Genomic DNA, 11,840 nt, shown 5'->3' with positions numbered 1-11,840 from the left:
ACATGTCCCGCAACCCCCGCGCCCGCAGACCTTCGTACAACCCCAAGGAGTCGATCCCCCCATGGCGAGCGATGTGCCGACCGGTCAAGTTTCCGATCTCGACTGGCTGATGAGCGGCCTCGTCCAGCGCGTGCCGCACACCCGAAGCGCCGTGCTGCTCTCCTCCGACGGACTCGTGAAGTCCGTCCACGGCCTCGACCCGGACAGCGCGGACCATATGGCCGCCCTCGCGTCGGGCCTCTACTCGCTGGGCCGCAGCGCGGGCGTCCGGTTCGGAGACGGCGGGGAGGTGCGCCAGGTCGTCGTGGAGCTCGACTCCACGCTGCTGTTCGTCACCACCGCCGGCTCCGGCACCTGCCTGGCCGTACTCGCCGGGCGCGAGGCCGACGCGGCCGTGCTCGGATACGAGATGGCGATGCTGGTCAAGAGCGTCCGTCCGTATCTCGTGACAGCACCCCGGCAGCCCGTCGCCGATCCGTCGGCGATGAGGCCTTGAGCGTGGCGGCGCCGCAGGACGGGCCGTGGCTGGACGGGGCGGCCGGACGGCTCGTCCGCCCCTACACGGTCAGCAACGGCCGGACCCGTCCGACCGCGGCTCTGGATCTGCTGTCGCAGGTCATGGCCACCGGAGCCAAGGCCCTCGGCTATCTCGGACCCGAACACCGACAGGTCCTCGACCTGTGCAGGGGCCCGCTCTCGGTCGCGGAGATCGCCGCGCATCTGAGGCTTCCCGCAGCCGTCACGAAGGTGCTGCTCTCCGACCTCGTCGACTGCGGGGCGCTCACCACCAAGCCCCCCGCCTTCCACCACAACCCCACTGACCGGTCCCTCCTTGAGAGAGTGCTCGATGGACTACGACGACAGCTCTGACCCCTTCCCGACGGCGCTGAAGATCCTCGTCGCGGGCGGGTTCGGGGTCGGCAAGACGACCTTCGTGGGCGCGGTCAGCGAAATCGCGCCGCTCAGTACGGAGGAGCTGCTCACCACGGTCAGCGCGGCGACCGACAGTCTGGAGGGCATCGAGAACAAGGTCGAGACGACCGTCGCGATGGACTTCGGGCGGATCACCCTCGACCCGCAGCACATCCTCTACCTCTTCGGCACGCCCGGGCAGGAGCGGTTCTGGTTCATGTGGGACGAGCTCTCCGAGGGTGCCCTCGGGGCGGTGATCCTCGCCGACACCCGGCGGCTGCAGGACTGCTTCCCGGCCGTCGACTTCTTCGAGGAGCGCGGCCTGGGGTTCATCCTCGCGCTCAACGACTTCGACGGCGGGTACCGCTATGACCCCGAGGAAGTGCGGGCAGCGATAGACCTCGATCCGCGTGTGCCGATCGTGCGGTGCGACGCGCGGATCTCCAGCTCCGCCATCCAGACCCTGCTCACCCTCGTCAGGCATCTGCTGGCCCACGCCCCCTCCCACGCGCACAGCCACGGAGCCCACGGAGCCCACACATGAGGTACCACCCGCCCGCCTCCGCGGCCCCGCTCCTGTTGACGCCCGTCGACACCGAGGCTCCTGCGCGCATGCAGCGGCTACGCGCCCTCGGCCTGGGGGAGCGGCCCGAACCCGCGCTCGACGCCTTCGCGGACAGGCTGGCCGAGGTGACCGGGGCGCCGTACGCCATGGTCAACTTCATCGACGAGAACCGCCAGTTCTTCGCGGGGCTGCACGTGCGCGGCGCCGGGCAGGCCGGTATCGGCGGGCAGGCCGGTGCCGGTATCGGCGGCCAGGCCGGAATTGGCGGCCAGGCCGGGGTACATCGGACACCCCGGGTGCCTGAGGCGCATGGTGTGAACCGCTATATGGCCCGGGACCATGGGTACTGCCCCCATGTGGTCGTCCGACGCAAGGCGCTAGTTCTGGAGGATGTCTGCGACTTTCCGCGGTTCGCCGGGAACCCGGTCGTCGACGAGATCGGGATCCGTTCGTACATGGGCGCCCCGCTCATCGACCGCACCGGCATCGCACTCGGCACCGTGTGCGTCGTGGACACAGAGCCGCGGCCCTGGGGAAGGCCCGGCCTCGAGACGATCAAGGCGATGGCGGCGGAGCTGACCGAACAGCTCCTGCGGCGGGAGGGCACCGGCACGTGAGCAGCGGTACGTGACCGCCTGATCGCCTCCTTACGTGGTGGCCAGGTCGCCGGCGGCGTTTCAAATATGGGATAGCATCCCTGATATGAAACAGGACATGACGGTGCTCGACGCCGATCCGGTCGACGTCCGGCTGGCGGCGCGCCTTGCGGAACTGCGTGCCGAACGAGGCTGGTCGCTGGGCGAACTGGCGGAACGCACCGGAATCAGCCGCTCGACCCTGTCCCGTGCGGAGCGCGCGGAGATCAGCCCCACGGCGTCCGTCCTCAACCGAATCTGCGCCGTCTACGAGCGCACCATGTCCCAGCTGCTGAGCGAGGTGGAGACCGAACCGGCCCAGGTGGTGCGCGCGGCCGACCAGGCAGTGTGGACGGACAGCGCCTCCGGATTCGTACGAAGGTCGGTGTCGCCGCCACTCGCGGGCCTGCGCGGCGAGATCGTCGAGGGCCGCCTTGAGGCAGGTGCGGACATCGCGTACGACCGTCCTTCCGTGCCGGGTCTGGAGCAGCACGTCTGGGTCCTCGACGGGACGCTGCACCTCACCACGGAGGGCGACGAGCACATCCTGAACAGCGGTGACTGCCTGCGGTTCCGGGTGTGGGGGCCGACCCGTTTCCACTGCCCCGGGCCGAAAGCGGTTCGGTACGCGCTGGTGGTGGTGGCGCCATGACGCGGATTCGAACGCGGATACAGCGGCTGTCGGCGACGGAACTCCTGGCCGCGGCGGACACCCTGGGTGATCTCCTCAGCGACGTCGTGGCCGACGGCTCCTCACTGGGATTCCTGGTGCCCTTCAGCCCGGATGAGGCCGCCGAGTGGTGGCGGAGCCTGGCCCCCGCGGTAGCGGACGACCGCCTCGCCGTCTGGACCGCGCGGGACGGGGACCGCGTGATCGGAACGGTCAGCATCGCCTTCGCGGACAAGCCCAACGGCCGCCACCGTGCCGAGATCAACAAGCTGATGGTGCACCGCACGGCACGCGGCCGCGGGCTCGGCCGCACCCTGCTGACCGCAGCGGAACACGCCGCGGCCGCCGCCGGCGTGACCCTGATGATCCTCGACACCCAGACGGCCAGCCCCGCCGAGTCCCTGTACCGCACGGCCGGCTGGACCCAGGCCGGTGTGATCCCGGACTTCGCGACGGACCCGTCCGGGACCCTGCATCCGACGACGCTGTTCTACAAGCACGTGGGGCTCGAGGCGGTGGGGCCCGGCAGGTGAGGACCCTCGCCGACGCGGGGTGTGGGGGACAACGCTTTCCGGCGAGGAGTGTCAGTGGCGTTGGCTACGGTTCGTGTCATGCCAGACGCAGACGACGTACGCCGCATCGCCCTCTCACTGCCGGATACGACGGAGAAGATCGCCTGGGGGATGCCCACCTTCCGCGTAGCCGGAAAGATGTTCGCCACCCTGCCGGAGGACGAGACGTCCATCGCGGTCCGCTGCCCCAAGGAGGAGCGCGACGAGCTGGTCCTCGCGGAGCCCGACAAGTTCTGGATCGCCGACCACGAGGCAGGCTTCGCATGGGTCCGTGTGCGGCTCGCCGCGCTCGAGGACGACGGCGAGCTGCACGACATCCTCGCCGACTCCTGGCGCCAGGCCGCACCGAGCCGTCTCCTCGAGGCGCACCCGGAGCTGGGGCTGCCGGCTGCCGACTGACACGCGGCAGGGTCTGCCGGCTCTCCGACCGACACGCGGCAGGGGCTGCCGCGACGCTTCCGCCGCCCCCGTACGTTCGCCTCCACACCCCCGACTGGCCTACGCCCCCGACCGGCCCGGATGCGCAGGTCATGCGACCTGCAAAGGGCCTGGCGGCAGCCGTCGGCATGTCATCAAGACGAAAAGCCGTGAGCGACCACGGGCCGGAGTGCGGTATGGTTTCCGTGCGCGTTCGGCCAGGGGAAACCCCAGGTCATACGAGCACCGGGACGTGGCGCAGCTTGGTAGCGCACTTGACTGGGGGTCAAGGGGTCGCAGGTTCAAATCCTGTCGTCCCGACAGAGATGTCGGATATTTCCGCAGGTGAGGGGCCCTCTTCGGAGGGTCCCTCACGCATGTTTGGGAACGGATTGGGAGCCCTCTTCTGCTCCCCGTGCTCCCATCGCTCCCAGTCGCCGTCGGCGGCGTCAATTGATGTTGACCGGCCGTCGCCCGATCCGGTCAAGAACATTGAACGCAGTTGCCCCGCAGTTGTCGGCTGCTCTGCGCCAGAGGGGGATGTAGCAGGGGTGCTGATGCCTCCCACAGCGAGTCCTCCGGATACCGGCCGGAGCCTCGGTGGGCACGCCGCCACGGCTCGTCGTGCCCGTAGCGGTCCCACACCGGCCAGGCAGCGGGCCGCCAGCGCCGCACGACTGGCGCCTTGCCGAGGTGAGGCCAGGGACGTTCGCAAGCGCGGTGCACTCGGGAGGCTCGACGCCCCAGTCCGTCATGCGCCGGCCCCTTCACCACGACGCCCGCCATCTGCCGGTGCCCGGCAGGTGTGGCGGCGGCACCCGGCGGAGCGGCGGTACGGCGCCGCCCGAGCCGTGCCGGAACCTTCCACCGTGCTGGGCGCTCGATGGCCTGCGCCAGAAGACGGAGTCCCTCGTGCGCCACAGCGCCCCGAACGGCTGACGCGCCCTGCCGCGAGGGCCGCGCACCGGCCTCTGAGCCTGTCCCGGGCGGCGAACCATCGGCTGCGAGCCGGCGAGGTGCCAGGTGTTCGGGTCCACCGGCAGTCAGCAGTCATACAGTGGGCTTCACCCGCCGCCATCGAGATCGGTGCGCTGGCGGAGCACCCGAAGCTCGTGACCGACAAGCTGCATCTCGTACAGCTTCCCCCGCGCGTTGTTGAAGGGGCGGTGAAGGACCATCATCAGCTGGCCATCGAAGGTGTGGAACAGCATGCCGTGACCGCTGTCGTTCCGGACCAGCGGTCGGCGCTGACTCCACGGCCCCTTGATGTTGCCGGACTTCGAGACGGCATAGGTTTGCACGTAGTAGCCGCCAACGGTGCCGTCCGGGTTGGCCGAGTTCTTTTCGTACGTCGACCACAGCATGACCAGGGATCCGTCAGGGGCGCGGTACAGTTGCGGGCCGTCGGTGACATAGGGCGGGAGCTGATGCGGTACTCCGCTGGGGATCTGCTCGCTGACCCAGAACGCGTCCGATGCCTTGAACAGGTAGGTCGGATCGCCGACGGTTCCCGACAGGTCCGGAGCCAGCCGGATCGCTTCCATGGTTCCGTCGATGGTCTGCAGCCACTCGTGTGCGTAGACCATGTAGGGCTGCCCGGACGGGTCGACGTACAACGTCCCGTCGAGGGTCATGAGGTTCTCGGGCGGGGTGGGGCGTGACGGGTCGATGACGGTGAAGGGCCCCAGCAGCGACTCCGAGACAGCGATGATCGTGCCACGCATGTAGTTCCCGATGGGGAACGGCGTGCCCCATTGGTTGGGTGGCGGGACCGGAAGCGGCTTGTTCTGGTTGTGCAGGGTGGTGAACAGGTAGTACTTGCCGTCCCACTTGTGCACCTCCGGCGCCCACCCGCCGTCGGTCGCCCAGAGTCCCTCCTGGTCGGCGGCCAGGAAGACCACGACCGGGCGCATCCAGTCGCGCAGGTTGTGGCTGCGGTAGACCATCGTGCCGGTGCCGGCCACACCCGATACCGAGCGGTCGTTGGACGTGTAGAGGTAGTACGTCCGGGTCTCCTTGTCGGCGACGATGAACGGGTCGTGCAGCGGCATGTCCGGAAGCCGCATGAGATCGGTGTCCACCGCGGTCGAAGACGTCGTTGACACGCCGTCGGCGGAAGCCGCCGCGGATGACGGAGACGCTGCGCCGAGGACGGCTGCGGTGGCGGCCGCGCCAGAGGCGGCGATGAAGCTACGTCGGGATCTTGGCAAGGCAGTTCAGCCTTTCTGGGAGATGTGAGGGCGAGCGCCGCCCCTTGTTTAGCGACAAACCATGACGTGCGGCATGGCTCTTCTGGGTGTGCCGGCCTCGTCTTGCCGGAGGGGGCCTTGATCGCCTGCGGGGGAGGTCTGACGCAGTTGGGTAGCTGCGATCAGACGTGTGACCGTGGGGATGGGGGAGAACGTGACGATGAAGTGCGCCGTCTAGCTGGGGGAGGACGGTGGGGGTGCAGTCGAGGCTCGGACGACGAGTTCGACCGGTGGGTCGCTCGCCGGTGGCATGTGGGTGTCGGGCTTTTCGATGGCGTGGACGAAAGGCCTGAGTCCGTCTCTGGCTGCGGCGTCGTACGGCTGCCGCACGGTGGTCATGGGCGGGGTGACGTGGGCGAAGACGGGGTTGCCGTCGAAGCCGATGACGCTGACGTCGTGGGGCACGCGTCGACCGGCTTCTGTCAGGTCCTCGACACGGTGGTCACGCCAGCCAGTTGGGCGACATCGGCACTGCGGGGCACAGAGGGGCTCGCGCCCCGTCCTACCACTCGTGTCATGGTGTCTCCTCTGGCCGAACGCGGGAACCTTTCGAGGCCCGCTGTATGACCGCGCGGTCATTGTCTACGCAGTCCAAGAACGCGCGTCAAGGGTGTGCGCACGGCTTCTTTCAACCCCGCGCCCTCGCGGAGAAGCCGGTAGCCAGGTGTCGGGCGAAGCCCTGCCTGCGGCGCAAAAACTGCTTCTGACCAGGCGCGCGATCGGACGCTGCGGACGGCGTGTCGCACGGGCCGACCCCTGCAAAGCCGCCCGTCCGACTGCCGGGACAGGCGCTCAGGGGTTTCGGCCGGCGCTGGCCACACCGGGCCCTCAGGTCTCACCTGCATCGACGCATGGCCGAGCGCTGTTGCGGGAGCAGGCCGTGACGGTCCTCGGCACGCGTTCGGCAGCGTCGGAAGAGTCCCGTAGAAGAGGCATGGCGCTGTGCGTGCTCTTGACGCGTGCTCCTCCAACTGCGTAGATATGACCGCGCTGTCAGTGACCGCGCGGTCATACAGCTGACTTCGCCTGATGCAGGCATACGCCGTCGGGAGACTTCATGGCACGAGTGGTGAGGCGGAGCGCGGGTTCGTCCGCGCCGCGCAGCGAGGACGTGGCCCGTGTGGCCGGGGTCTCGCGCAAGACCGTGTCGCGGGTCCTCAACAACGAGCCATACGTCTCCGACGAGGTCCGCCGACGCGTCCTCGAAGCCGCCGAGGAACTGGGCTATCGACTGAACCACGCCGCCAGGGCGCTGGCCTCCGGGCGGAACCGCTCCATCGGTGTCGTCGCCCTGGGGACAGCCGGTTACGGAACCGCCTCGCTCCTCGTGGGCATCGAGAAAGCTGTACGGGACGCCGGTTACGCACTGCGTGTGGTCAACACGGCGGACGGCGATCCGGAAGGCATCGCGGGCGCTGTGATGTCGCTCCTTGAGCAGGGAGTTGACGGCGTCGTCGTCTCCGAGCCCATTGTGGAAGGAGAGGTCTCTATCAGGGTCGATGTGCCGGTCCTCTTCCTGGGCGCACCGCCGGCATTCACCGCTGCCCGCACCCTGAGTGTGGGCGTGGGCGCCTACGAACTGGCGCGGGCGGCCACCGATCACTTGCTGGATCTGGGACACGCGACGGTGCATCACCTCGCAGGTCCGGGGCGGTGGTACGCCTCCCAGGACCGTCTCAAGGGGTGGCGGGCGGCGCTGGCGGCACGGGGGGCGCACGAACCGCCGGTGATCGAGGGAGACTGGTCACCCGCCTCCGGCTACGCGGCAGGGGGCCAACTGGCTGCGGACAGCTCCGTGACCGCTGTGTTCGTGGCGGGCGACGACATGGCCATCGGCCTCATCCACGCCCTGCGGGAAGCCGGGCGCCGCGTGCCGGAGGACATCAGCGTCGTGGGTTTCGACGGCAACCCCGTCTTCGCCTACGTCACTCCTGCCCTGACCACCGTGCGTCAGCCCTTCGACGCCGCGGCACGGGAAGGAATCAGGCTGCTCGTGCACGCCATCCAGGAGCCGGAGACCGGCCTGCCTTCGGCGAGCGAGCCGCCGGTCGAGCTCGTCGTACGCGGTTCGACCGCACCTCCGCCGACCCGGAAGGCCACGGCGCGCGGGCGGCGCACGGCCTCCCGCTCGAGCGGCTCGGCACACGCACCCCCGGCCGGGGACGGACCGCCCACCACCGACTGATCCGTGCTCATCGGCCCGAGCGGCACCGCTCGTGACCGGGCGGTGAGACGCCTGAGCTCACCCTTCCCTCAAAACCCTTCCCCCACCGTGGAACCTTCGCTGTACGGCACGTGACGCGCATGCCGGCCGCAGCGCGCGCGACGCAGACCGGAACATGGCGACCCCCATGCCCGGTAGCGACGTCCGCGCCCCGCACTCTCCACACATCTCTCCCCCTTCACCTTTGCGACGCGCCTTGCCAGGCGCTCCGTCCCTCTGCCCATCGGCGGGAGTTCACCATGCCCCGATCCTTCGTTCCCACGTCCTCCATGAGCCGCAGGCGGTTCCTCGCCGCGACCGGTGCGGTGTCCCTCGGCGCCGCGCTCGCCGCGTGCAGCGGCGACAGCGACTCCGGTGGCTCCTCCGCCTCCGCCAAGCCGGTGAGCCAGGCCGACATCGACAAGGCGATGAAGACGCCGACCCAACTGACGTTCTGGACCTGGGTCCCGAACATCCAGCATGAGGTCGCACTCTTCGAGAAGAAGTACCCCGCGATCAAGGTCAAGATCGTCAACGCCGGCCAGGGCGTTGCCCACTACACCAAGCTGCGCACCGCGCTGAAGGCCGGCACCGGTGCACCCGACCTGGCGCAGATCGAGTACCAGGCGATCCCCACCTTCACGATCACGGGCAGCCTGCTGAACCTTGCCCCGTACGGTGCCTCGGCGTTGAAGGACCAATTCGTCGACTGGACGTGGGGACAGGTCAGCGGACCCGGTGGCGAGGTATGGGCGATCCCCCAGGACACAGGACCCATGGGGCTGCTCTACCGCAAGGACATCTTCGACAAGCACGGCATCCAAGTGCCGGGGACCTGGGACCAGTTCGCGGCTGCGGCCCGCAAGCTCCACAAGGCCGACCCTAGGGTCTACCTGACCAACCTCGCGGCGAACGAGCCCGCCGCCTGGCACGGCCTGCTGTGGCAGGCGGGCGCCAAGCCGTATGCGACCTCGGGCAAGAGCACCCTCTCCATCAGCGTTGACGATGCCGTCTCCAAGAAGCTCGGCGAGTACTGGGGCGGGCTTGCGAAGGAAGGGGTCATCAGCACGGACCCGGACTTCGCCGATGCATGGTACGCCGGGTTCAACAAGGGCAAGTACGCCACCTGGCTCACCGCGGCCTGGGGCCCGGCCTTCCTGTCCGGTTCGGCCAAGTCCACCGCCGGCACGTGGCGGGCGGCGCCGCTGCCGCAGTGGGACGCGTCCAAGCCGGCGTCGGGCAACTGGGGCGGCTCCACGACCGCGGTCATCAGGTCCACCAAGAACCCGATAGCGGCGTCGCAGTTCGCCCAGTTCCTCAACAGTGACCCGGCGAGCGCCAAGATGTTCGCCACCAACCAGTTCTCCTTCCCGGCGACCAAGGCCCTGCTCACGGACGCGAGTTTCACGTCAGATGCCCCCTCGTTCTACGGCGGCCAGAAGGTCAACCAGATCTTCGCCGACATCAGCGACACGGTCTCGACCTCGTTCCAGTGGCCACCGTTCCTGGACCAGGCGGCGACCGACTGGACCGAGACCGTCGGCAAGTCCCTAGCCGACAAGTCCGACACCGTCGCCGCGCTCGGCACGTGGCAGTCCCGGCTCACGACCTATGCCAAGAACCAGGGCTTCACCGTCAAGGGGGCCTGAGATGGCCAAGTTCGCGACTGCGCTCGAGCAGGGAGTGTCCCCACCGACCGCGGCTTACACCAAGAGGCCGCGCCGAGCGCACACGCCACGTCGCTGGTCCGGTGCGGCAGGACCATGGTTCGTAGCCCCGTTCCTGATCCTCTTCCTGCTGCTGTTCCTCGCCCCGCTCGGCTACGCCGCCTACCTCAGCCTCTTTCAGCAACGGCTCATCGGCGGCACGGTCTTCGTCGGCCTGGACAACTACGTCACCGCCCTCAAGGACCCGCTCCTTCTCCATGGCGTCGGACGCGTGGCACTGTTCTTCGTGATCCAGGTGCCGCTGATGCTGCTGCTGGCCCTGCTCTTCGCCCTCGCGCTCGACAGTGGTCTGCTGCGGATGGCACGCGTGATCCGGCTCGGCATCTTCGTCCCCTACGCGGTCCCGAGCGTGGTCGCCACGCTCATGTGGGGCTACCTCTACGGTCCCGACTTCGGCCCGTTCGCCCAGCTGAGCCGCAAGCTGGACCTGCCGGCCCCGCACTTCCTCAGCGAGAGCTGGATGCTGGGCAGCCTGGCGAACATCGTGACCTGGGAGTTCGTCGGCTACAACATGATCATCCTGTACGCGGCCCTGCGCACCATCCCACAGGACCTGTACGAGGCGGCCGCGATGGACGGGGCGGGCTCCTGGCGGATCGCCTGGTCGATCAAGCTGCCCGCGCTGCGGCCGGCGCTCCTGCTGACTCTGCTGTTCTCAGTGATCGGCAGCTTCCAGCTGTTCAACGAGCCCAGCCTGCTGATGAAGATCGCTCCCGATGTCATCAGCAGCTCCTACACCGCCAACCTCTACGCCTACTCCCTCGCCTTCACCGGCAACCAGGTCAACTACGCCGCCACGGTGTCCTTCCTGCTGGGCCTGGTCATCGTGATCGCCTCCTACGTCGTGCTGCTGACCGCGAACCGCAGGAGGGCCACGTGACGACCTCCCCCAAGTTCTCAGCTTCGCTCGAACAGGCGACACCCCCACGGCAGATGGCCACCGCCGCACCGGCCGATCGGGCCCCCACCGCACAGAAGCGGCGCCGCTCCACCTTCCACCGCCGCAGCGCCCCACTGACGATCGCCATGCTGGCGGCCCTGGCCTACTTCCTCCTCCCGCTGTTCTGGCTGCTGGTCGCCTCGACCAAGAACACCCAGGACCTGTTCAACAGCTTCGGCCTGTGGTTCTCCCGTGCCCCGCAGCTGCTGGTGAACATCACGGCGACCTTCACCCAGGGCGACGGCGTCTTCGTGCACTGGCTCCTCAACACCGCCGTGTACGCCGTCGTCAGCGCACTCGGCGCCGCCCTGCTCGCGGCCGCCGCAGGGTACGGCTTCGCCAAGTTCAGCTTCCGCGGCGACCGTGCCGCCTTCAACCTCGTACTCGGCGCCATCATGGTCCCGGCCACCGCGCTGGCGATCCCGACCTATCTGCTGTTCGCCAAGGTCGGCCTGGTCAACACCCCCTGGGCGATCATCCTGCCCTCCCTCGTCAACCCCTTCGGCCTCTACCTCATGCGCGTCTACGCGGCCGACGCGGTCCCGGACAGCCTCCTGGAGGCCGCCCGCATCGACGGGGCAGGGGAGGCACGGATCTTCTTCCGGATCGCCCTCAGGCTGCTGGCCCCCGGCCTGGTGACCGTCCTGCTCTTCACGCTCGTGGCGACCTGGAACAACTACTTCCTGCCACTGATCATGCTCAACGATCCGAACCTGTACCCGATCACGGTTGGCCTCTCCTCCTGGGCCGCCCAGGCGCAGAACGGCGGGGCCGGCGCGAGCAGCGACATGCTCCCGCTCGTCGTGACCGGCTCCCTCATCTCCATCGTCCCGCTCGTCATCGCCTTCCTCCTGCTCCAGCGCTACTGGCAGAGCGGTTTGGCGACCGGAAGCGTCAAGCAGTGACGCACGAGCGCCCCCAGGTGCCGAACTGGAGCCCGGCGCATGGGA

At 68.7% G+C, this 11,840-nt stretch carries 12 protein-coding genes, 1 tRNA gene and 1 pseudogene; 12 read left to right on the top strand and 2 right to left on the bottom strand.

The window, feature by feature from the left end:
- Nucleotides 1-61: 61 nt before the first annotated feature.
- From STSP_RS20280 to STSP_RS20245, 8 genes are all read left to right on the top strand, one after another.
- The gene (locus STSP_RS20280) at nt 62-496 is read left to right on the top strand and encodes a roadblock/LC7 domain-containing protein (protein ID WP_067279931.1); all 435 of its coding nucleotides are present in this window, start codon (nt 62-64) and stop codon (nt 494-496) included.
- 2 nt (nt 497-498) lie between these two features.
- The gene (locus STSP_RS20275) at nt 499-870 is read left to right on the top strand and encodes a DUF742 domain-containing protein (RefSeq protein WP_067279928.1); all 372 of its coding nucleotides are present in this window, start codon (nt 499-501) and stop codon (nt 868-870) included.
- Nucleotides 848-1,456 (top strand): GTP-binding protein, encoded by a 609-nt coding sequence (locus STSP_RS20270; RefSeq protein ID WP_067279925.1) that lies wholly within the window; start codon nt 848-850, stop codon nt 1,454-1,456. The genes STSP_RS20275 and STSP_RS20270 overlap by 23 nt, the downstream gene beginning before the upstream one ends.
- Nucleotides 1,453-2,094, top strand: coding sequence for a GAF domain-containing protein (locus tag STSP_RS20265; protein ID WP_067279922.1), 642 nt, complete (start codon nt 1,453-1,455; stop codon nt 2,092-2,094). The genes STSP_RS20270 and STSP_RS20265 overlap by 4 nt, the downstream gene beginning before the upstream one ends.
- A gap of 85 nt (nt 2,095-2,179) precedes the next feature.
- Entirely contained in the window at nt 2,180-2,764 is a 585-nt protein-coding gene (locus STSP_RS20260) for a helix-turn-helix domain-containing protein (protein ID WP_067279920.1), read from the top strand.
- A complete protein-coding gene (locus STSP_RS20255) occupies nt 2,761-3,315 on the top strand; it encodes a GNAT family N-acetyltransferase (RefSeq protein ID WP_067279917.1) in 555 nt (184 codons plus the stop codon). The genes STSP_RS20260 and STSP_RS20255 overlap by 4 nt, the downstream gene beginning before the upstream one ends.
- Nucleotides 3,316-3,393: 78 nt before the next feature.
- Nucleotides 3,394-3,753: an MmcQ/YjbR family DNA-binding protein gene (locus STSP_RS20250; protein ID WP_067279914.1), complete on the top strand. Its 360-nt coding sequence runs from the start codon at nt 3,394-3,396 to the stop codon at nt 3,751-3,753.
- 265 nt (nt 3,754-4,018) lie between these two features.
- Nucleotides 4,019-4,092 (top strand) — tRNA-Pro (locus STSP_RS20245).
- Nucleotides 4,093-4,835: 743 nt separating this feature from the next.
- On the opposite strand, the gene STSP_RS20240 is transcribed toward STSP_RS20245, so the two are convergent.
- Nucleotides 4,836-5,837 (bottom strand): glycoside hydrolase family 43 protein, encoded by a 1,002-nt coding sequence (locus STSP_RS20240; RefSeq protein ID WP_078067360.1) that lies wholly within the window; start codon nt 5,835-5,837, stop codon nt 4,836-4,838.
- Between the two features lie 357 nt (nt 5,838-6,194).
- Nucleotides 6,195-6,455, bottom strand: a pseudogene (locus tag STSP_RS40340) (substrate-binding domain-containing protein); the annotation flags it as partial.
- A gap of 622 nt (nt 6,456-7,077) precedes the next feature.
- Here STSP_RS40340 and STSP_RS20230 point away from each other — a divergent pair.
- The 4 genes from STSP_RS20230 (at nt 7,078) to STSP_RS20215 (ending at nt 11,795) form a co-directional block, all read left to right on the top strand.
- Nucleotides 7,078-8,205 (top strand): LacI family DNA-binding transcriptional regulator, encoded by a 1,128-nt coding sequence (locus STSP_RS20230; RefSeq protein WP_067279906.1) that lies wholly within the window; start codon nt 7,078-7,080, stop codon nt 8,203-8,205.
- Nucleotides 8,206-8,483: 278 nt separating this feature from the next.
- Entirely contained in the window at nt 8,484-9,872 is a 1,389-nt protein-coding gene (locus STSP_RS20225; RefSeq protein ID WP_067279904.1) for an ABC transporter substrate-binding protein, read from the top strand.
- Nucleotide 9,873: 1 nt separating this feature from the next.
- Nucleotides 9,874-10,830, top strand: coding sequence for a carbohydrate ABC transporter permease (locus STSP_RS20220; RefSeq protein ID WP_232789727.1), 957 nt, complete (start codon nt 9,874-9,876; stop codon nt 10,828-10,830).
- Nucleotides 10,831-10,883: 53 nt separating this feature from the next.
- Nucleotides 10,884-11,795, top strand: a complete 912-nt coding sequence (locus STSP_RS20215) for a carbohydrate ABC transporter permease (RefSeq protein ID WP_067280160.1) — start codon at nt 10,884-10,886, stop codon at nt 11,793-11,795.
- Nucleotides 11,796-11,840 lie beyond the last annotated feature (45 nt).

Origin of the sequence: Streptomyces jeddahensis (assembly GCF_001642995.1) — a bacterium.
Classification (GTDB): domain Bacteria; phylum Actinomycetota; class Actinomycetes; order Streptomycetales; family Streptomycetaceae; genus Streptomyces; species Streptomyces jeddahensis.
This window is presented reverse-complemented; position numbering and strand designations above follow the sequence as displayed.

Bases quoted from the DNA above. Each gene is read 5' to 3' on its own strand.
- STSP_RS20240 (WP_078067360.1), bottom strand. From the start codon at position 5,837: ATGCGGCTTCCGGACATGCCGCTGCACGACCCGTTCATCGTCGCCGAC.
- STSP_RS20250 (WP_067279914.1), top strand. From the start codon at position 3,394: ATGCCAGACGCAGACGACGTACGCCGCATCGCCCTCTCACTGCCGGAT.
- STSP_RS20270 (WP_067279925.1), top strand. From the start codon at position 848: ATGGACTACGACGACAGCTCTGACCCCTTCCCGACGGCGCTGAAGATC.
- STSP_RS20220 (WP_232789727.1), top strand. From the start codon at position 9,874: ATGGCCAAGTTCGCGACTGCGCTCGAGCAGGGAGTGTCCCCACCGACC.
- STSP_RS20260 (WP_067279920.1), top strand. From the start codon at position 2,180: ATGAAACAGGACATGACGGTGCTCGACGCCGATCCGGTCGACGTCCGG.
- STSP_RS20215 (WP_067280160.1), top strand. From the start codon at position 10,884: ATGGCCACCGCCGCACCGGCCGATCGGGCCCCCACCGCACAGAAGCGG.
- STSP_RS20225 (WP_067279904.1), top strand. From the start codon at position 8,484: ATGCCCCGATCCTTCGTTCCCACGTCCTCCATGAGCCGCAGGCGGTTC.
- STSP_RS20280 (WP_067279931.1), top strand. From the start codon at position 62: ATGGCGAGCGATGTGCCGACCGGTCAAGTTTCCGATCTCGACTGGCTG.
- STSP_RS20230 (WP_067279906.1), top strand. From the start codon at position 7,078: ATGGCACGAGTGGTGAGGCGGAGCGCGGGTTCGTCCGCGCCGCGCAGC.
- STSP_RS20265 (WP_067279922.1), top strand. From the start codon at position 1,453: ATGAGGTACCACCCGCCCGCCTCCGCGGCCCCGCTCCTGTTGACGCCC.
- STSP_RS20255 (WP_067279917.1), top strand. From the start codon at position 2,761: ATGACGCGGATTCGAACGCGGATACAGCGGCTGTCGGCGACGGAACTC.